Source organism: Vibrio sp. PID17_43 (assembly GCF_002608565.1).
Lineage (GTDB): Bacteria > Pseudomonadota > Gammaproteobacteria > Enterobacterales > Vibrionaceae > Vibrio.
In genome coordinates this window covers 100,780-121,538 of sequence record NZ_LIXM01000005.1, presented here as the reverse complement: position 1 = coordinate 121,538, position 20,759 = coordinate 100,780, and the positions used below count along the sequence as shown (strand labels likewise).

Here is a 20,759-nt window from a genome sequence, read left to right as displayed (position 1 = left end):
GTTGAAAGGATGACCATTCAATGAACATGAAAGGAGGTTTAGAAAAGAATCTAATTGACAAAATTAACAAAAAACACAAAACAAAAAGGCAGCGAATTCGCTGCCTTTGTTCGAGTAATCTTAATTACGCTTTTGCTTTTTTGCGCTTATCCGTAACTTCCCAATTACCGTCAATGTACAATGCCGTCCAACCACTAGGCTTACCGTTATCTTCAGTACGAACGTAATTTTCTTTACTCTTGCGACTAAAGCGAACCACCGCAGGTCGACCATCTGGATCAGCAGCTGGCGCCTTCGTTAGGTACTTAAACTTCTCAGGTAGACGCTCTTCAAAACGCGCCAGTTCAGAGACTAACGGTGCTCGTGTTTCACGAGATTTCGGGAAGTTACTTGCGGCCATGAATAAGCCCGAAGCACCATCACGAAGCACAAAGTATGCATCTGAGTTTTCACATGGCAGTTCTGGGAAATGAACTGGATCTTCTTTTGGTGGTGCAACTTCACCATTCTTCAAAATCTTACGAGTGTTCTTACAGGTTTCACTCGTACAATCCATGTATTTACCAAAACGGCCATTCTTAAGCACCATGTCAGACCCACACTTGTCACATTCAACAACAGGACCATCGTAGCCTTTTACTTTGAACTCACCATGCTCAACAATGTAGCCTTCACAATTCGGGTTGTTACCACAAACGTGCATCTTACGCTTATCATCAATGAGGTACGCATCCATCGCCGTTTCACAAATTGGACAACGCTTCTTAGCACGCAGTGCGGCCGTTTCAACGTCTTCTTCTAGAACGTTGATAATGCCTTCTTCATCACCAAGGTTAATGGTTGTCTTACAACGCTCTTTCGGTGGTAATGCATAACCTGAACAACCTAGGAACACACCGGTCGACGCAGTACGAATACCCATTGGGCGACCACATGTCGGACATTCAATGTCTGTCATCACAATGTGATTCAGCTTCATCCCACCTTCCGTCTCGTCTTGTTCTGCTTTCTCAAGATCACCCGTGAAGTCTGTGAAGAAGTTATCCAGAACGGCTTTCCACTTCACCTTGCCTTCTGCGATTTGGTCAAGTTTCTGCTCCATACGAGCAGTAAAGTCGTAGTTCATAAGATCGTTAAAACTGTCATCTAGGCGGTCAGTCACGATTTCGCCCATTTTCTCAGCGTAGAAGCGACGCTGCTCTACTTTTACGTAACCACGATCTTGGATCGTAGAAATGATCGATGCATAAGTTGATGGGCGGCCAATGCCGCGCTTCTCAAGTTCTTTAACCAACGCCGCTTCTGTGAAACGTGCTGGTGGCTTAGTAAAGTGCTGCTTAGGCTCTAGTGAATCTAGGTCTAGCTTGTCACCGAGTTGCACAGCAGGAAGAATTGTATCTTCGTTTTTACCCATTGGGCGTTGAACTCGAGTCCAACCATCAAACTTTAGAATACGACCTTTCGCTTTTAGCGTGTATTCCGCTGCTTTTACACTGATCGTTGTTGAATCGTACTCTGCTGGCGTCATCTGACACGCCACGAACTGATTCCAGATCAACGCATAAAGTTTGTGGGCATCCGCATCAACACCTTGTATATCTTCTGCTTTCACAGCGACATCGGAAGGACGAATCGCTTCGTGCGCTTCTTGTGCACCCTCTTTGCTGCCGTATATAAGCGGTTTAGCAGGAAGATACTTGTCACCAAACTCAGAGCCGATGAATCCACGAACGGCATCTACCGCTTCCGCACTCAAGTTAGTTGAGTCGGTACGCATATAGGTGATGTAACCCGCTTCATACAAACGCTGCGCCAGCATCATCGTCTTCTTAACGCCGTAGCCAAGACGAGTACTTGCCGCTTGTTGAAGTGTTGAAGTGATGTATGGTGCAGACGGCTTACTCTTCGTTGGGCGGTCTTCACGCTTACATACTTCGTAGCTCGCCTTTTCTAGAACAGAAAGCGCTGCTTTGGTCTCTATCTCGTTAACAGGCTTAAACACAACGCCATCTTTTTGTGCAACAAGAAGTTTGAATGCCGTCTTTTCTTTGGTGTGCGTATTTGCATTGATATCCCAGAACTCTTCTGGAATGAAAGCATTGATTTCACGCTCACGCTCAACCAATAGCTTGACCGCAACCGACTGTACACGTCCTGCAGACAGACCACGTGCGACTTTCTTCCATAGCAATGGAGAGACCATGAAACCGACTACGCGGTCCATGAAGCGACGTGCTTGCTGGGCGTTAACGCCATCCATGTTCAACTCTCCTGGAGTCTGGAAAGCCTGCTGGATTGCGTTCTTAGTAATCTCGTTAAAGACGACTCGTTTGTATCGCTCTTCATCGCCACCGATGATCTCACGAAGGTGCCATGCGATTGCTTCCCCCTCGCGGTCCAAATCGGTTGCGAGGTAAACATAATCAGCGTCTTTGGCTAATTTTTGTAGTTCGCTTACGACTTTTTCTTTGCCTGGAAGAATTTGGTAATTCGCATCCCAGTCATGGTATGGATTAATCCCCATTTTTTTGATCAGGGATTTGCGGTCTTTCTCTTTTTTGACGCGCGCTTTCTCTTCCGGGCTCATTCCTTTGGTAGAAATGGCAGCGGCTTTTTTCTCACCAGTGCTTTGACCGGCCGTTGGCAGATCACGCACGTGACCAACACTAGACTTAACAATAAAGTCTTTACCAAGGTATTTATTTATCGTCTTAGCCTTGGCTGGTGACTCCACTATAACGAGCGATTTACCCATAACTGACTCTAACGTCCTTCGTGATAATGCGGGCAAAAACTTCCAAAGGAAGCCATCCGCATAATGTTCTATTTCATTGCTTCTTTTTTTACTATTGTGCGAGATGAAAAGAAGATCAACTGCTTTTTTGAAATTCAGATCCGATTGGTTGACAATTCATCGTCTTTATACTCAGACGAGGTGGGATTCTGCAAAAGGTCTTGAGCAGCATATACTAAGCAGGCAAAGTTTAACGCCGCCAGTCGAATGCAATAATTTTAGTCTCTCATCACAAAATAAATTCATACGCTCTCCAGAACCTAGCCTAAGATTATCTGAGCAGAATGACCACGAATGAATTTATAAATCTTTGTTCGATTCTTTCATCGATGACGATTAGCTCATAACGGGCCCCCTTATAACAGATTTCACCATGCCATCCCATGATAATTATGGGTATACACAAGTGACTTCAAGATAGAGGATTCTGCGCACTGCCACTGAGCCTAGCACCTTGAAGTTACTTGGGTATATAATTCTCTCACTTGAGTTTCATTGAACGACGAGAACGTTATGTCTGACAAAAAACGAATTGAAGAATTCGAACTTCTTTTAATCGCTAACCAAATCATCCAAGAACACGACGACTACATCGAAGGAATGCGTGCCACAAGCGTGGAAGAAAAAGACGATGTTTTGGTATTTAAAGGTGAGTATTTCCTCGACGAGAAAGGCCTGCCAACCTCGAAAACAACGGCGGTATTCAATATGTTTAAATACCTGGCGCACCACCTTTCAAAAGAATTCACGCTAGATAAATAAACACATAAAAATCCAAGAAAAAAGCCAGAGTTAAACTCTGGCTTTTTTTGTAAATTCAGACCTAATTAACAGCTTAATGCTTTAAACTTGTCGAAATAATCCGGGAAGGTCTTTGATGTGCACTTAGGGTCGTTAATCGTTACGGGCGTATCGCTAAGCGCCACCAGCGAAAAACACATCGCCATACGGTGATCATCGTAAGTATCAATCGCAGCATGCGTCAGTTGAGGTACCGGCTTCACAATAATATAGTCCTGCCCCTCTTCTACTTCCGCACCCACTTTACGCAGTTCTGTTGCCATCGCAGCAAGGCGGTCAGTCTCTTTAACGCGCCAGTTATACACGTTGCGAATCGCAGTTGTACCTTCAGCAAAGAGCGCTGTTGTCGCTATCGTCATCGCTGCATCAGGGATATGGTTATAGTCCATATCGATACCTTTAAGCTGACCAACGCGAGCAATCACATAATCATCGCCCCACTCAATCTCTGCGCCCATTTTTTCTAGTGCGTCAGCAAATTGAATGTCTCCCTGAATACTGTTTTTACCAATACCAGTGACTTTCACTTCTCCGCCCTTGATTGCAGCGGCAGCCAAGAAGTAAGACGCAGACGAGGCGTCACCTTCAACTAAGAAATCACCAGGGGCAATATAATGTTGACCAGAAGGAATCACAAATTCTTGGTAATCGTTGTTGATAACCTCAACGCCAAACTGCTTCATAATGTGCAGCGTAATATCAATATACGGTTTGGATACTAGATCACCTTCGATTTCGATGCGGATTTCACCATCGGCTAATGGAGCAGACATCAAAAATGCGGTTAAGAATTGGCTTGAGATAGAGCCATCAATCGACACCGAACCAGACTTAAGGCCAGTACCTATGATTTTTAGCGGTGGGTAATGTTCGTTTTCTAAATACTCGATGCTGGCCCCCGCTTTCTGCAACGCTGTTACAAGGTGACCGATCGGGCGCTCCTTCATGCGAGGCTCGCCTGTCAGTACATATTCACCTTCGCCTAGGCAAAGCGCCGCAGCCAATGGACGCATTGCTGTACCTGCGTTACCAAGAAATAACTCTGCTGGCTCAGCGACAGAAAATGGACGACCAAGACCTTCTACAACACACTCTGTTTTGTCTTCAGACAATTGATATTGAACACCAAGCTTAGTCAGAGCATTCAACATATGGCGAATATCATCACTATCGAGAAGGTTGGTCAAACGAGTCGTGCCCTTTGCCAGTGCGGCAAGCAATAGGGCTCGATTGGAAACACTTTTTGATCCAGGAAGATTCACTTCCCCTTGAATTTTATTGATGGGTTGTAACGTTAGGCTTTCCATTAAAAGTTGATAATCCTTTGTACTCTCACTTCGCGTTTTTTGAGAGCTAAACAATTCTTCGTGGATTCAGACTAACGAAAAAACCACCACAAAACCAGAGCAAATCCATGCTAATTTTTGAATAATTAGTCACCCTTACTCTTATCATGCAAACGGTGGCCTAATAAGCGATGTCGACCCTAACGCCATCATCAAAGTACAATATACGAACATCATCACCCCGGTTAAATAGCATGTTTTTGTCGACGTCTTGAATCACATTAATAAGCTTGTTGCCTTCGACTTTAATCAATAGTTCAACCAGTTTATATTCCACCGTGTATAGATCATTACTTCGATTCTGTACAACGGTGGCCCCTGCAATGGCGCCGACTGCCGTAGCCACTTCTTTACCCGTACCACCACCAAACTGATTCCCCACAAGGCCGCCAATGGTGGCACCTAGCAACGTCTTCCAACCATTATTTTTTGATTGCATCACTTCTTGTTGGGTAATGAAACGCACTGATTTAACTTTACCATAAACCACTTCATTGACTGGCTTTGCTACATTTCTTTCATAAGCCGCATTGGCGAAAAAGGGCAAAAACAGTATGAACCATGCCCATTGTTTTACGCTAGGTCTTGCTTCATTCATAATAAGCTCCTAAAGGCTCTAATGTTGGTAAGCTCTTCTTATGGCAATCTATTTAACTGAACTTGATGATACGTACAACTTCCCTTCACCGTATGAAGCATTAAGTGAACCAAATGGTTTATTAGCATTCGGTGGTGATCTCAACCCCGATCGAATATTAGCAGGGTACCATCAAGGCATATTTCCTTGGTACGGCCCTGGAGAACCCATTTTATGGTGGAGTCCATCACCGCGTGCCGTTTTCGACCCGATGACATTTAAACCTTCTAAAAGCTTGATTAAATTTCAACGTAAACATCAGTATAAAGTAACATTAAACCACGCAACTAAGCAGGTAATTCAACGGTGCTCTTCGACACGATCCCCCGAAGAAACGTGGCTCAATGAGAGTATGCAAGCCGCTTACACAGCGCTGGCTAATAATGGTCACTGCCACTCAGTTGAAGTATGGCAGGACAATGAGTTGGTCGGTGGTCTCTATGGCATCAGTGTTGGCCAACTTTTTTGCGGTGAGTCGATGTTTAGCTTAAAAAGCAACGCTTCCAAAATAGCGTTGTGGTACTTATGCGATCATTTGGCATCACATCAAGGACAAATGATTGACTGCCAAGTAATGAACCCACACCTCAAATCGCTTGGAGCGTATGAAATCGAACGTGACGATTTCATAGATAAGCTACTATCTTTAAGGAATAAAAAGACCGCTTTGGGAACTTTTACACCACAGACTTTGCAGGACTCTGTATCATGAGCACGGATCTTCAGCACATTCGTATTGGATTAACTCAAAACCATTCTTGTAGTTACTTACCCGAACGACAAGAACGCGTTGCCGTGGCTCTTGATTCCAATTTACATACCGAGCAAAACTATCAAATATTGATGGCAAATGGCTTTCGCCGCAGTGGGAATACGATCTATAAACCACATTGTGAACACTGTAACGCATGCCAACCGATAAGAGTTTCTATCGCTGACTTTGTCGCATCTAAAAGCCAGAGACGTTTGTTAAATAATGCCTCACTTTTACGTTGGGAAATGAAAGCAGATCTCGATGATAACTGGTTTAAGCTATACAGCCGATACATTACTAAACGACACCAAAAGGGCACTATGTATCCACCACGAGAAGATGAGTTCACACGCTTTGCGAAAACGAGTTGGCTAGAGACAGGCTTTCTTCATATATACGATGAATCAAACCGATTACTCGCTGTCGCTGTCACTGACATTATGAATAAGTGTGCTAGTGCGTTTTATACGTTTTTCGATCCCGACTCTTCGCTCTCTCTCGGTACGTTAGCAGTACTTTACCAAATCAAATATTGCTTGCAGACAAGTAAACACTGGCTATATTTGGGATATCAGATCGATGAATGTCCAGCGATGAACTATAAAACACGCTTTCAGCGTCACCAAAGGCTAGTAAATCAGCGTTGGCAAGGGTAGAATACGCTCCAACTTTACATAATTACTATTTAGCGGCAGAATAGGCGCGCTAATATTGCCTAATTTCTAAAGAGGATTAAATGGCTAAAGAAGACGTAATTGAGATGCAAGGCACTGTGCTTGACACTCTACCAAACACTATGTTCCGCGTTGAACTTGAAAACGGTCACGTTGTGACTGCACACATCTCTGGTAAGATGCGTAAGAACTACATCCGTATTCTTACTGGTGATAAAGTAACTGTAGAGATGACTCCATACGACCTATCTAAAGGTCGCATCGTCTTCCGCGCTCGTTAATCTTAGATTTTCGGATGCAATAAAAAACGGAGCCTACGCTCCGTTTTTTATTGTCTTTGATTCACTACAATAATCATGATGCTTGTTGGATCAACACTAACACGTGTCTTACTCGAAGCGGCTATCTTGCCAGATCAACAAACTAAGCTCTTCCCTGTTCAATAAGACTCATAATAGGTTCGAACTTTTCATCCTACCTTACTAACTCGAGAGCATTTTGCTTACATCCAAGTAAAAGCACACTCAGTGCGCCAATAAAAAGATCATGCATTCGCTCTCCAAGAAAGAATCGAACTTTCGCAAACTCCCTATGGAGTAAGAATAAATGACGACTAAAGGGTTCAGCAGGAAGATTAAATAAACAAAAAAAGCGTGCGACTAAGCGCACGCTTTTTCAGCTATTTAAAGCAGTTGCTTCAGTGAAGCGCCGCTTCTTTCTCACTTAAGTACTCAAACTCAAGTTTATCTTTCACCAACGTCACTTTCACAGTGCCGCCATCAACCAACGAGCCGAACAACAGTTCATTCGCAAGTGGCTTCTTAAGCTGCTCTTGAATAACGCGGCCCATAGGACGAGCGCCCATTGCCTTATCGTATCCTTTATGAGCTAACCAATGGCGTGCATCTTGTGATACTTCCATCGACACACCTCGAGCATCAAGTTGAACCTGAAGCTCGACAATGAACTTATCAACCACTTGATGAATAACGCTTTCATCTAGGCTATTAAACCAAATGATATTGTCGAGACGATTACGAAACTCTGGCGTAAATACTTTTTTGATTTCCGCCATGGCATCGTGACTATTATCTTGCTGAATCAAACCAATTGATTTCTTCTCTGTTTCAGCGACACCCGCATTAGTGGTCATGACAAGGATGACGTTACGGAAATCCGCTTTACGGCCATTATTGTCCGTTAGCGTACCATTATCCATCACTTGCAGTAGTAAGTTGAAAATATCTGGATGCGCTTTTTCAATCTCATCAAGTAGAACAACCGAATGAGGGTGTTTGAGAACCGCATCAGTGAGTAAACCGCCTTGATCGTAACCAACGTAACCTGGAGGCGCACCAATCAAGCGACTCACAGAGTGACGTTCACCATACTCAGACATATCAAAACGAAGAAGCTCGATACCAAGTAGTTTGGACAACTGAACCGTGACTTCTGTTTTACCTACCCCCGTAGGGCCGGCAAATAAGAATGATCCGACAGGTTTATTATCAACACCCAGACCTGCACGTGACAACTTGATAGCTTCTGACAGTGCATCAATAGCATTGTCTTGACCAAACACCAGCATCTTCATCTTGTCATCTAAGTTTCTCAAGATGTCTTTGTCCGACGATGACACTGATTTCTCTGGGATACGAGCCATCCTAGCAACCATCGCTTCGATGTCTGCTACGCCAACCGTTTTCTTACGACGACTCGCTGGAGCCAGACGACTGCGAGCGCCAGCCTCATCAATGACATCAATCGCTTTATCTGGTAAATGACGCTCGTTGATGTACTTCGCCGACAGTTCAACCGCAGCACGTAGCGCTTTATTGGTGTAACGCACTTCATGGTGGGCTTCGTACTTCGGCTTTAAACCCATCAGAATCTTTGTAGTGTCATCCAATGAAGGCTCAACAACGTCAATTTTTTGGAAACGGCGAGACAATGCGCGCTCTTTTTCAAAAATGTTGCTGTACTCTTGGTATGTTGTTGAGCCGATGCAACGTAACTTACCGCTACTTAGTAGTGGCTTAATTAGGTTAGCGGCATCGACCTGACCACCAGAAGCAGCACCTGCACCAATGATGGTGTGAATTTCATCGATGAATAGGATCGCATCCTCTTCTTTTTCTAACTGTTTCAAAATTGTCTTGAAACGTTTCTCGAAGTCACCACGATATTTGGTGCCCGCCAATAACGAACCAATATCAAGTGAGTAAATCACACTATCTTGAATGACTTCTGGTACTTGGCCTTCTACGATTCGCCAAGCCAGACCTTCCGCAATGGCCGTTTTACCCACACCCGCTTCACCGACGAGCAACGGGTTATTCTTACGGCGACGGCAAAGTACTTGAATGGTACGCTCAAGCTCTTTATCTCGGCCTATCAGAGGGTCAATATTACCGGCTTTCGCCACTTGGTTAAGGTTGGTAGCAAAGCTCTCTAAGCGCTCATCTGAATTCGTCTCTTCCGGGCTGTCAGAACCGAACGAGTCCGATGAAGATGGATCTTCACTTGAGCCTGAAGCTTTCGTAATACCATGAGAGATAAAATTCACGATATCCAAGCGCGAAATGTCATTCTTCTTAAGCAGGTAGGCGGCATGAGACTCTTGTTCGCTAAATATCGCGACTAAGACGTTTGCACCAGTCACTTCATTGCGCCCAGAAGACTGAACATGGAATACCGCACGCTGAAGCACACGCTGAAAACTCAAGGTAGGTTGGGTTTCTCGTGTCTCATCACTTTGCGGGATCAACGGCGTTGTTTGATCAATGAAAATATCGAGTTCGTTACGCAAAGCATCAAGGTCCGCTTTGCAGGCTAATAAGGCTTCCTTGGCTGCATCATTTTCCAACAATGCGAGTAGGAGGTGTTCGACAGTCATGAACTCGTGACGTTTATCTCGTGCACGAGCGAATGCACCGTTAAGGCTTGACTCTAGTTCTTTATTTAGCATAAGTACCTCCCGAAAGAACAACTTGGTTGCTCGAGCAAGTCTTCTTGTTACGCTTGCTCCATCGTACATAGTAGCGGATGTTCATTTTCCCTTGAGTACATCGTCACTTGCGCTACTTTAGTTTCAGCAATTTCTGCGCTGTATGTCCCACAAATTGCCTTTCCTTCATAGTGAACCTTAAGCATGATTTGCGTTGCTTTATCAAGATCATGAGAAAAGAATCGCTCAAGTACCTCTATGACGAAATCCATAGGTGTGTAGTCATCATTATTGAGTACAACGTTGTATAGCTTCGGCGGCTGAACTTTTGTACTTTCTCGCTCCAGAAGATCAGAGTCTGGAGTCACCCATTCAAAATTTTTACTCATGGCAATTCAAAGATATCTTATCAAAGGGTTGATGTTTTCGACCTATAAAAACAATCTACCATAAGCATGCCGAGTGGTGTAGTGAGATAAGGCACCTAAATGGACTTTGATAGATAAAAAGTTGCGCCCTCATATAGAGATTAATGCACCTCTTACACTGGTGCAAATAAAGATTTTGGTCTTCAAACCGTCAGAGGCATCCCCTAATAATGGTATTGTTGCATGCAATGCATTTACCCTATCACTACGTTAATGCAAAGTAAGAGATCACAGTTATCAATTAAATTTATGCTTTCTATCACCGAAATTTCACTTTTTATTCATTTAGTAGATTCCACTAAGTTGTGCAGCTTGATCAGTATGCGCCTTCAGCATATTCAAATCATACAGTCTTTTTAACTAACCCCACGCCTCTGACCGACAAACCGTTTGCAAAGTTGTTAATCTTAAGTGAGATTTGTTTTAAAATATGACTTTGATTGTTGCATTTCACTATTGACTGCTGAGATTCATTGACTAAAGTGGAAAGTGTTGATGCATAAATCGTCATTTAAGACTGCCTTTCTTTGGGACAAAGTCTTAGATGGAACGCTCAACTCGACGTGTATTAGTGAGAACTAATAATGATACCAAGCTAAAGGTATGGCTTGGAGTAGTAAAAACATCAGTAAAATGCATGAGGGATGTAAAAGCATGGCTACAGGTACAGTAAAGTGGTTTAACAATGCCAAAGGATTTGGGTTTATCTGTTCAGATGAAGAGGAAGGAGATATCTTTGCCCACTACTCGACTATCCAAATGGACGGTTATCGTACACTGAAAGCAGGCCAACAAGTCTCATACGAGATTGAAAAAGGCCCAAAAGGTTCACACGCGAGTAGCGTTGTGCCAATAGAGAGCCAAGCCAAATAACTATATCAATCTAAATAAGTAATTGATCATTCTTGCTAGTTAAAATCGCTGATAGTTTCGGTATAGATTTTGTAAGTAATTAGAATAACGAGTTACTGCAATCTATGTCTTGCTCTAAGCTATTTTTCCGGCGCAATAAAGTGACCTGTTATTGATCTAGATTGGTATTAGAGCGCTCAATCAGACAAACCCTTCGCTCTCATTAATTTAGGCTAGTTATAGCACTGACTTTATGAAGAGGAAAATAAACCCGCTAAAGAGCGGGTTTATAGTTTATCAGCACTAAAATACGCCACCGAAGTGGCGTAAACCTAGATTATTTGATGATAGCGTTCAGAGTTGCACTTGGGCGCATTAGTGCCGCTGTCACTTCATCATCGAGTGAGTAGTAACCACCTAGTTCACCTTTCACCCCTTGAGCAGAGTTCAACTCAGAAATGATTGCGTCTTCTTGCTCTTCAAGCGCTTTTGCAACTGGTGCAAACTCAGCAGCAAGTTCTGAATCAACAGATTGCTCTGCAAGTGCTTTAGCCCAATAAGAAGCAAGGTAATAGTGACTACCACGGTTATCTAACTCACCTACCTTGCGTGAAGGCGATTTGTTATTATCCAAGAATTCACCCGTTGCTTTATCCAGTGCATCAGCGAGAACCTGCGCCTTTACATTCCCCGTCACAGCGCTTAGGTGTTCTAACGAAGCCGCTAACGCTAAAAACTCACCTAAAGAATCCCAACGAAGGTGATTTTCTTTCTCAACTTGTTGGACGTGTTTAGGTGCAGAACCACCTGCGCCCGTTTCAAACAAACCACCGCCGTTCATTAGCGGAACGATAGACAGCATCTTCGCAGATGTACCTAACTCTAGGATTGGGAACAAGTCAGTTAGATAGTCACGCAATACGTTACCCGTTACCGAAATAGTATCTAGACCTTCTTTAATACGCTCTAATGAGAACTTACATGCATCAACTGGTGCAAGGATTTTGATCTCTAAACCCGCCGTATCATGCTCAGGTAGGTATGCATGAACTTTCTTGATAAGCTCCGCATCGTGCGCACGATTTTCATCGAGCCAGAATACGGCCGGAGCACCTGTTGCGCGTGCACGCGTTACCGCTAGTTTCACCCAGTCTTGAATTGGCGCATCTTTCACCTGGCACATACGGAAGATGTCACCCTCTTCTACCGACTGCTCAAGTAGTACGGTACCAGAAGCATCAACCACACGTACGGTGCCTGCGGCATCTAGAATGAATGTCTTGTCATGTGAACCGTACTCTTCTGCTTTTTGAGCCATTAGACCAACGTTTGGTACGCTTCCCATTGTTGTTGGGTCAAATGCACCGTGCTCTTTACAGAAGTCGATTACCGCTTGGTAAATACCAGCGTAGCTACGATCCGGAATCATCGCTTTGGTGTCTTTCTGCTTACCATCCGGCCCCCACATTTGGCCAGATGAGCGAAGCATGGCTGGCATCGATGCGTCAACGATGATGTCACTTGGTACATGAAGGTTGGTAATCCCGCGATCTGAATCCACCATCGCTAGCTCTGGCTGCGTCTCGTATACCGCTAAAATAGCGGCTTCGATTTCAGATTTTTGCTCTGTCGGTAGTGATTCAATTTTTGCGTAAACATCGCCGATACCGTTGTTTACATCCACACCGAGTTCTTCAAATAGTTTGCCGTACGTAGCAAAAACATCTTTATAGTAAACCTTAACAGCATGACCGAAGATCACTGGATCAGAAACCTTCATCATGGTCGCTTTCATGTGTAGAGAAAGCAGAACGTCTTGCTGTTTCGCTTCTTCGATTTCTTTTTCAAAGAATGCAACCAGTGCTTCCTTGTTCATCACTGAACAATCAATCACTTCTTTATCTTGTAGAGGGAACGCAGCTTTTAGTTGTTTTACTGAACCATCTGCAGCGACGAACTCAATTTTAACGTCAGTTGCACCAGAAACGGTTGTCGACTTTTCACTGCCAAAGAAGTCTTGGTCAGTCATGCTTGATACGTGAGATTGAGAATCTGCTGACCATGCACCCATTGAGTGTGGATTTTTCTTCGCGTAATTCTTCACGGAAAGTGGCGCACGACGATCTGAGTTACCTTCACGGAGTACTGGGTTTACCGCACTGCCTTTAATTTTGTCGTAAGTCGCTTTGATGGCTTCTTCTTCGTAAGTATTTGGCTCTTCTGGATAGTTCGGTAAATCGTAACCTTTTACCTGGAGTTCTTTAATCGCCGCTTTTAGCTGAGGAATAGAAGCAGAGATGTTAGGAAGCTTGATAATATTTGCTTCAGGAGTCTTAGCCATCTCACCAAGCTCTGCTAGTGCATCACCAATACGTTGCTCTTGTTTTAAATGCTCTGGGAAGTTCGCAATAATACGACCCGCTAATGAAATATCACGAGTATCTACGTTGATGCCAGACGAAGCGGTAAACGATTGAATGATTGGCAGTAATGAATAGGTTGCTAGCGCTGGGGCTTCATCAGTGATTGTGTAGATAATGGTAGGTTTTTCTGTAGGCATGAAATTTCCCTATTTTTCACTCAACTAAGCTGATAACTCAGCCACTGAGTTTGTTGAATTGACGCATTGCTTAACGTTAGTAGTGCATTTCTCCTCACCAACGCAAAATGCGGTTCGCACTCTTTCTTATATTTGACTCTATATCCATGAGTGCACTTTGTGCCAAGCGCACTTTCAGCTGTATTTCTAACAGAAATCCATCACTGAAAGCGACTTAGCTATATCATTAAACAAATAACACGAAATAGTCTATTATTCTGTGCGCTTTTGTTAGTTTTAGGCGCGAAAATGATAGCGGATATCAGGAAAACATAAAACTTTCAAACACAGTTCATTTACAATTTTGCAAGGTAGTTAACATGTCATCTCGCACGGGCCATGAAAAAGGTCGTCGTAGTCACCCATCTAAACCGGGGCATTTTAAACGCTCGGCAAAGCCAAGCAACGCCACAGGACAAGGTCAAAAAAGACAAAATCGCCTAAGCCGCTCGTCATCAATAGCAAAACCTAGAATTGCCCCAGAAGATCGTAAAGTGATCATTTTCAATAAACCTTATGACACATTGAGCCAGTTTACCGATGGTGAGGGCCGTAAAACGCTTGCCGATTACATACCAGTGAAAGATGTTTACGCTGCTGGTCGGCTCGATCGTGACAGTGAGGGGCTAATGGTGCTCACTAATGATGGCATCTTACAAGCCAAACTGACGCAACCGACATCAAAATCACCAAAGACCTATTGGGTGCAAGTGGATGGGGCTCCTCAAGAAGAAGACTTAGAGAAATTACGTAAAGGCGTGGAGCTTAAAGATGGTATGACGCTGCCCGCCAAAGTAGAGGTGATGTCAACGCCGGACATCTGGGACAGAAATCCACCCGTGCGTTTTCGCGCTAACATCCCAACCACGTGGTTAGCCATTACCATTATCGAAGGACGAAATCGCCAGGTAAGACGTATGACTGCACATATTGGCTTCCCTACATTACGTTTGGTACGCTATTCCATGGGCGGGATTGTGTTGGATGATCTACAACCTGGTGAGTGGAGAGAGATTTAAGAATCGAATAGATCTAAATGAAAAAGCGAGGTGTCTGTTATATGAGAACACTTCGCCCTAATAACTTTTGCTCTTATTTTTGGTCAATCAACCATTTTTGAAATGCTTTACGCTCTTCTTCACTAGCTCTTGAATACCAAAGCTTGAGTTGAAGTGTATTTTCAGACTCTTGGACAGTGCTATCAGCAGCAACAGTCACACCAACCACAGCGCCAGTTTGTACTGCCGCGAGTTCTTCTTTCAGTGAACGAATCTTTCCAGAATCAAAAACTAAGCCTCTTTTTTGGTTGTAGTCTTTAACTAGCTGAGGAATATTGCTGTAAGGCAATGCGCCTTTAGCAGGAGGTAAAACTTCTTGATCGAATTCGACTTCATCACCATTTACAGAGATATTAAATATAGGAAGTTCTCTGTCTACGTTTTTTGAGATTTTCTCGTACTTTCGGCTTACAAGATCAACATCAATTTCCGCATTTTCAGGAACATCAACAACCATAATGTAAGGAACTGTACTGATAAATTCGCGTTTGCCTTTATCGCTCAAATACCCCGTGTAACCTAAAACGAGTTGGTTCTCACCAGCGGTAAATACAGCGTCTTCCACGCTTTCAACAACCTCTCCGTTCAAAGTATTTAGCGAAATACCAGAAGCTAAATCAAGAGCAGCCGTTGCGTATGGTGCAGAGAATAGAATAGCAAAACTCAAATACCACTTGTTCATGGACGATTCCTTAATCAATAAATGTAAAAAAGCCAGCTAAGAGCTGGCTTTTGTATAGCATAGTTAACTACGAATTAGAATGTGTAGTAAACACCAGCAGTTACGCCGTCAGCGTCAAGAGTTTTTGTACTTGTCTCGAAGTCAGCAGTTTGGTATTCAGCTAGGAATAGGATGTTGTCACGGAATGCGTAGTCAACACCAACTACTAGGTTATATGAATCAACATCAGAGATTTTAGTTACAACACCAGTGTCGCTTACACGTTCGTCAGTCGTTGCTACCGCGTAAGTAGTGTATAGACGAACAGCGTCGATTTGGTAAGAAGCTGCTACACCCATAGTCTCACCATTACCGTATTCAGAAGCCTCCCAGTAACCGTAACCTTTGTTGCCTTCAAACTGTGCGTAAGTTGCAGCTAGGTATAGGCCACCAAACTCAGCAGATGCAGATACACCTGTTAGTAAGTAGTCGACGTTTTTAGCTGCATCACCAGTGATGTATGCCGCACCGATAGAGAAGTTGTTGAATGCATAATCCGCAGAGATACCGTAAGTGTTATCAACACCATCTTCAGCTACTGTGTTGATGTCAGCTACAACAGTGAAACCTTCAACGAGTTGACCTTTGAATACAACGCCGTGACCTTTAGACTCACGGTGGTGGCCACCTGTTGAGCCCATGTAGTTACCTTCGTTTGTGATATCGTCTTTTTGGATAGCGTCTGCAGATTCTGCTAGGTCGCCAGTCTCACCGAAAGCCATACCCCAAGTGTCAGTTTTGAAGCCAACTAAAACGTCATCGAACTTAGCGTTGCTGCCGTCAGATTCGATTTCGAAAGATGCGAATGCTGTAAACTGATCGTTTAGCTTTTGCTCAGCGTCTAATTGGATTTTAGCCCAAGTAGATACGTCTGCGTCTTTCTTCTCAGAACCAACGCCATTGATATTGTCAACTTCAGATTGAGTTAGGTAGATATCTACCTCACCTTTTAGGCCCACTTTAATATCGTCGTTAGAGTAAATTTCTGCTGCATTAACAGAAGTTGCTGTAGTTGCGATAGCTAGCGCTAATAGAGTCTTTTTCATAATTAATCCACTGCCTTTTCTTAGTTCGGGATATCCTTGTCCGATTCCCTTTTTTTATATTTTTGAGGCGGCTTGTTATCGAAACGTAACAATGCTTTGCCTTCAAAATCTGGGCGTTAGAGTGCAAAAGATTACTCTGCCTGTCAAACTTTCTAAATCACATCATCAAAAAAAATAAAAACAACATAATAACAGACACTTACATCATTACAATTCCTTTATCCGACTAACATCCAAACAACCATCTTGACTTTTATACATCTAAAGACAAACCTCAATACAGTACAATACCCCTTTGAGAGGCTAAATATAAAACAAAAACAAGACAAATAAACCATACAATAGATGAATACCTTGGGTTTATGTTGCATTTGATTGACAATCAGTCTCATTTAGTTGCAGTTCATATTTTTTGTGAACAAGATCTCTATTCTTGACAAAAGCATTCCATTTCGCGAACTACTGTACAACTAGTGATGTGTGCTACTATTCGGCTCCAACGCATTTGAGGCCCGTATGCTAACCAGTAACATTCAGAAATCGATTCGAACTAGCTACCAGAATCTGCAAGCACAACTCGACAACTTTGTCCCGAGAAGAGCTCAAAACTACTTAGTTGCGGAAATAGCGAAAACGCTATGCGGGCAATACCATAAGTCCAATCGTCTTCTGGTGGCTGAAGCCGGAACCGGGATCGGCAAATCACTGTCATACTTGATGGCCGCCATCCCTGTTGCGGTTTATAACAACCGAAAAGTGGTCATTTCAACAGCGACAGTGGCGTTGCAAGAACAACTAGTAAACAAAGATTTGCCGCTATTTCGTCGCATCACTGATCGAGAGTTCTCATTTATTCTCGCTAAAGGTCGCCAACGTTACTGCTGCGCTGAAAAACTGGCTGCAGCATGTGGCGTCGATGGTGGCCAACTTGCCATGTTTGAAACTAAACCGAAGAAGAAAGACATCGAGTTGTTGGAAACCATGTATCGGTCCCTTGCGCAAGGTAAGTGGGATGGCGACCGTGATTCCTGGCCAAAATCCATCGATGACCAACTCTGGCAGCTGATCGTGAGTGATAAGCACAGCTGCAATAATAGCTTGCCGACTCACCGTGGGTGCCCTTTCCAAAAAGCACGTGCGGAACTAGACAAAAACGACGTGATCATCGCCAACCATTCTCTTGTAATGGCAGATGCGGATCTCGGTGGTGGCGTGATCTTGCCTGAACCGGAAAACACCATTTATGTGTTCGATGAGGCGCATCACTTGCCTCACGTTGCTCGCGATCATGCGTCTGCATCCGCTAGCTTAAAAGGCGCGGCAGCGTGGTTAGAGAAACTGAATCAATCCACCAGTAAGTTTTCTTCACTGGCGGATGAAAAGCGCGTGGGTCGATTTCGAAATGATTTACAAGAGTCCGTACAGGAACTGATCCCCGCGTTAAGCCAATTAACCAAGCAGTTTGACCCCGCACATTTTGAAGAAGGTATCTATCGCTTTGAGCATGGTGAACTGCCGACCTGGTTGGAAAACCAATCCAAAGAGTTGAAACAACTCAGTAAGAAAGCGAACCAAAGCGTAGCCAAAATTGCCGACTTAATTGCCGAACGCGTAAAAGATGGCGAACTGTCATCAAAATTAGCAGAGCCTGCTTTGACTGAATTGGGCTTCTATATTCAGCGTTTAGAGAACCTCGCTCAAGTTTGGCGCTTAATGGCTGAGCCCACTCGCGACAAAGGCGCACCTTTGGCTCGTTGGTTAGAGAAACACCCCGATCGTGAAGGCGATTATATAGTGAGTGTGTCTCCACTTGAGATTGGGTGGCAGTTGGATCAACAAATTTGGAGTCGCTGTATTGGTGCCGTTTTGGTTTCTGCCACAATGCGCGCACTAAACTCTTTTCAGTATTTCTGTCACCAAGTTGGGGTGGATGCGAAACCGGAGTCTGGCACACAATTTTTGGCGCTGGCCTCTCCGTTTGATTACCAAAACCAAGCAGAGTTGCTTATCCCAGCAATGCAGTACGAACCGCAAGCACCTCAGTTTACTGAATATCTTATTGAGATTTTGCCTAAGTATTTAGAAGACAACAAAGCAAACTTAGTATTATTCTCCTCATATTGGCAGATGAACCAAGTCGCAGACGCATTAAATGCGGACTTCATCAAACGCGGGTGGGCGCTACAAGTTCAGGGAGAGAGTTCTCGTGCAGAGATTCTAAAAAAACATAAAAAGCTCATTGATAAACAAAAGACCAGCATCCTATTTGGTACTGGAAGCTTCTCTGAAGGGCTCGATTTACCTGGGGAGTTGTTAGAGAACTTGATCATCACCAAAATTCCTTTCGGTGTGCCTACTTCACCGGTAGAGCAGGCGCATTCTGAATATATCGAGAAAAAAGGCGGTAACCCATTTATGCAGATCACCGTCCCCGATGCAAGTAAAAAGCTGATTCAGAGTGTTGGTCGTTTACTGCGTAAAGAGCGTGATTCTGGTAGAGTGACCATTCTTGACAGACGCTTAGTAACCAAACGCTACGGACAAGCACTCATTGACTCGCTGCCACCGTTTAAACGCAAAATAGAATATTAGAAGAAAAACCATTTATGGAAATGATTGAGCCAACCATGCTGTTGGTGTTGGCGCTTGTCGCTTTTGTTGCAGGGTTTATCGATGCTGTGGCAGGTGGAGGGGGGATGCTTACTGTGCCTGCCCTACTTTCTTTGGGGCTTCCTCCACATGTTGCTTTAGGGACAAATAAGTTGGCCGCTTCATTTGCTTCTTCTACTGCTGCTTTTACTTATTACAAAAAGCGCCTCTTTAAGCCACAATGCTGGGGCCGTGCATTTATTGCCACATTAATTGGTGCAACACTCGGTACACTTTTTGTGGATGCGATTAGCACAGAGTGGTTAGAAAAAGTATTACCGCTCATTATACTGGGTGCCGCTATGTATACCGTATTCCACAAAGCCCCCAACTCCACACACCAAAGCCCTACACCAGAACCGTGTCCATTGCTAAACAAAAAGCAGTACATGCAAGGTCTAACCATTGGGTTTTATGATGGTCTTGCTGGGCCGGGCACCGGTGCATTCTGGACAGTCAGTTCTATGGCGTTATATCGGTTGAATATTTTGCTTGCGTCAGGCTTGGCTAAAGCGATGAACTTCACCAGTAACTTCACTTCTCTTATCACTTTTGCGGTTTTAGGTCATATTAACTGGGTGCTAGGCTTAACCATGGGCGTGTGTTTAATGGCAGGGGCCTTTGTTGGTGCGCACTCTGCGATTCGATTCGGCTCTAAGTTTATTCGCCCAGTATTTGTTACTGTGGTTAGCGCACTTGCTATAAAATTGGCATATGACGCATGGTTTGTAGGTCTGACATGAACATTAATCAACTTTCAGAAAAACTAGAACAGATGTCCAAACAAGCCGCAACGCTTGACCGCCAGCGAGGTGAACATCATGTTCCACTTTTTGACGAGCGCTTGTTCCACTGCCGCTCTCGCTTACTCGTGCCTTGCGTAAAAGAAGCAAACTCGACACTGGATGCGATCATCCGGGAGCAGAACGAAGGCAAATTGACAACGTTGCGTGCCGAGTACCTTACTGAGCGATTAGTTGCGCAAATTAGTGCTATCCAACGTGAAATATCCACCACTAAAATTCGTAAGAACGAAATTAAGCATAGTAGTCACTTCCGCAAGCCTATCAATGTGCTTTATCAAGAGCTCGCTCAACACCAAGAATGGGCTCGCCGCTTAAGAGAAATGGTGTTGGAAAAGGAACGTGCGGTAGAAATAGCACCAAGCTTTATGCGTTCAGAGGCGCAGAAGGCCCTCATTGCCACAGAACAGCGATTAGAGCGCTGTCAAGCAGCGCTGCTGAAACTCGAAAATCAAATTACTCATAGGGAAAAACATCAGTAATGTCTGACCAACCAATATCACCACTTGATAGTGCGCCTGAAGAAGTCAAACTGGCCGTTGATCTTATCTATTTATTGGAAACAAACAAAATTGATCCTGCAACCGCACTTAAAGCGCTCGAAATCGTAAAAAATGACTTAGAAAACAAGCTTGTTTCAAACAAGTAGA

18 protein-coding genes are annotated in these 20,759 nt (G+C 43.9%); 10 read left to right on the top strand and 8 right to left on the bottom strand.

The window, feature by feature from the left end; translation table 11 throughout:
• Window positions 1-124 precede the first annotated feature (124 nt).
• Window positions 125-2,755 carry a type I DNA topoisomerase gene (topA, locus tag AK965_RS05205; RefSeq protein WP_099078613.1) on the bottom strand — a complete coding sequence of 877 codons (2,631 nt, stop codon included), beginning with the start codon at window positions 2,753-2,755 and terminating at the stop codon, window positions 125-127.
• A gap of 552 nt (window positions 2,756-3,307) precedes the next feature.
• On the opposite strand from topA, the gene AK965_RS05200 reads away from it, so the two are divergent.
• On the top strand, window positions 3,308-3,556 hold the full coding sequence (locus tag AK965_RS05200) for a YciN family protein (protein WP_099078612.1): 249 nt from the start codon (window positions 3,308-3,310) through the stop codon (window positions 3,554-3,556).
• 65 nt (window positions 3,557-3,621) lie between these two features.
• Here the strand turns inward: AK965_RS05200 and aroA are convergent, their stop codons facing one another.
• Window positions 3,622-4,902, bottom strand: a complete 1,281-nt coding sequence (gene aroA, locus AK965_RS05195; RefSeq protein WP_099078611.1) for a 3-phosphoshikimate 1-carboxyvinyltransferase — start codon at window positions 4,900-4,902, stop codon at window positions 3,622-3,624.
• Window positions 4,903-5,062: 160 nt separating this feature from the next.
• On the bottom strand, window positions 5,063-5,539 hold the full coding sequence (locus AK965_RS05190; RefSeq protein ID WP_099078610.1) for a glycine zipper 2TM domain-containing protein: 477 nt from the start codon (window positions 5,537-5,539) through the stop codon (window positions 5,063-5,065).
• A 40-nt stretch (window positions 5,540-5,579) separates the two neighbouring features.
• On the opposite strand from AK965_RS05190, the gene aat reads away from it, so the two are divergent.
• The 3 genes from aat to infA all read left to right on the top strand — a co-directional run bounded on the left by aat (window position 5,580) and on the right by infA (window position 7,287).
• The gene (gene aat / locus AK965_RS05185; RefSeq protein WP_099078609.1) at window positions 5,580-6,290 is read left to right on the top strand and encodes a leucyl/phenylalanyl-tRNA--protein transferase; all 711 of its coding nucleotides are present in this window, start codon (window positions 5,580-5,582) and stop codon (window positions 6,288-6,290) included.
• Complete coding sequence (locus tag AK965_RS05180; RefSeq protein ID WP_099078608.1) at window positions 6,287-6,988, top strand: arginyltransferase; 702 nt, start codon at window positions 6,287-6,289, stop codon at window positions 6,986-6,988. The genes aat and AK965_RS05180 overlap by 4 nt, the downstream gene beginning before the upstream one ends.
• Window positions 6,989-7,068: 80 nt before the next feature.
• Window positions 7,069-7,287, top strand: a complete 219-nt coding sequence (infA, locus tag AK965_RS05175; RefSeq protein WP_001040192.1) for a translation initiation factor IF-1 — start codon at window positions 7,069-7,071, stop codon at window positions 7,285-7,287.
• 416 nt (window positions 7,288-7,703) lie between these two features.
• On the opposite strand, the gene clpA is transcribed toward infA, so the two are convergent.
• Together clpA and clpS are read right to left on the bottom strand one after the other, a co-directional pair.
• Window positions 7,704-9,974, bottom strand: coding sequence for an ATP-dependent Clp protease ATP-binding subunit ClpA (clpA, locus tag AK965_RS05170; RefSeq protein ID WP_099078607.1), 2,271 nt, complete (start codon window positions 9,972-9,974; stop codon window positions 7,704-7,706).
• 47 nt (window positions 9,975-10,021) lie between these two features.
• Window positions 10,022-10,342 (bottom strand): ATP-dependent Clp protease adapter ClpS, encoded by a 321-nt coding sequence (gene clpS, locus AK965_RS05165; RefSeq protein WP_099078606.1) that lies wholly within the window; start codon window positions 10,340-10,342, stop codon window positions 10,022-10,024.
• A gap of 693 nt (window positions 10,343-11,035) precedes the next feature.
• On the opposite strand from clpS, the gene cspD reads away from it, so the two are divergent.
• Window positions 11,036-11,254 carry a cold shock domain-containing protein CspD gene (gene cspD, locus AK965_RS05160; RefSeq protein ID WP_172438071.1) on the top strand — a complete coding sequence of 73 codons (219 nt, stop codon included), beginning with the start codon at window positions 11,036-11,038 and terminating at the stop codon, window positions 11,252-11,254.
• Window positions 11,255-11,570: 316 nt separating this feature from the next.
• On the opposite strand, the gene AK965_RS05155 is transcribed toward cspD, so the two are convergent.
• Window positions 11,571-13,793: an NADP-dependent isocitrate dehydrogenase gene (locus AK965_RS05155; RefSeq protein ID WP_099078605.1), complete on the bottom strand. Its 2,223-nt coding sequence runs from the start codon at window positions 13,791-13,793 to the stop codon at window positions 11,571-11,573.
• A gap of 359 nt (window positions 13,794-14,152) precedes the next feature.
• Between AK965_RS05155 and AK965_RS05150 the strand changes: the two genes are divergently transcribed.
• The gene (locus AK965_RS05150) at window positions 14,153-14,851 is read left to right on the top strand and encodes a pseudouridine synthase (protein ID WP_099078604.1); all 699 of its coding nucleotides are present in this window, start codon (window positions 14,153-14,155) and stop codon (window positions 14,849-14,851) included.
• A gap of 73 nt (window positions 14,852-14,924) precedes the next feature.
• Here AK965_RS05150 and AK965_RS05145 read toward each other — a convergent pair whose 3' ends face one another.
• Window positions 14,925-15,572 (bottom strand): DUF2057 family protein, encoded by a 648-nt coding sequence (locus AK965_RS05145; RefSeq protein ID WP_099078603.1) that lies wholly within the window; start codon window positions 15,570-15,572, stop codon window positions 14,925-14,927.
• A gap of 74 nt (window positions 15,573-15,646) precedes the next feature.
• A complete protein-coding gene (locus AK965_RS05140; protein ID WP_099078602.1) occupies window positions 15,647-16,657 on the bottom strand; it encodes a porin in 1,011 nt (336 codons plus the stop codon).
• Window positions 16,658-17,173: 516 nt separating this feature from the next.
• Here AK965_RS05140 and dinG point away from each other — a divergent pair.
• The 4 genes from dinG to rsmS are packed head-to-tail and all read left to right on the top strand — an operon-like array spanning window position 17,174 to window position 20,758.
• Complete coding sequence (gene dinG, locus AK965_RS05135; RefSeq protein ID WP_099078601.1) at window positions 17,174-19,249, top strand: ATP-dependent DNA helicase DinG; 2,076 nt, start codon at window positions 17,174-17,176, stop codon at window positions 19,247-19,249.
• Window positions 19,250-19,263: 14 nt separating this feature from the next.
• A complete protein-coding gene (locus tag AK965_RS05130; RefSeq protein ID WP_099078600.1) occupies window positions 19,264-20,049 on the top strand; it encodes a TSUP family transporter in 786 nt (261 codons plus the stop codon).
• Entirely contained in the window at window positions 20,046-20,591 is a 546-nt protein-coding gene (locus AK965_RS05125) for a primosomal replication protein (protein WP_099078599.1), read from the top strand. The genes AK965_RS05130 and AK965_RS05125 overlap by 4 nt, the downstream gene beginning before the upstream one ends.
• Window positions 20,591-20,758 (top strand): pleiotropic regulatory protein RsmS, encoded by a 168-nt coding sequence (gene rsmS / locus AK965_RS05120; protein WP_099078598.1) that lies wholly within the window; start codon window positions 20,591-20,593, stop codon window positions 20,756-20,758. The genes AK965_RS05125 and rsmS overlap by 1 nt, the downstream gene beginning before the upstream one ends.
• The last annotated feature ends 1 nt before the right edge of the window (window position 20,759 follow it).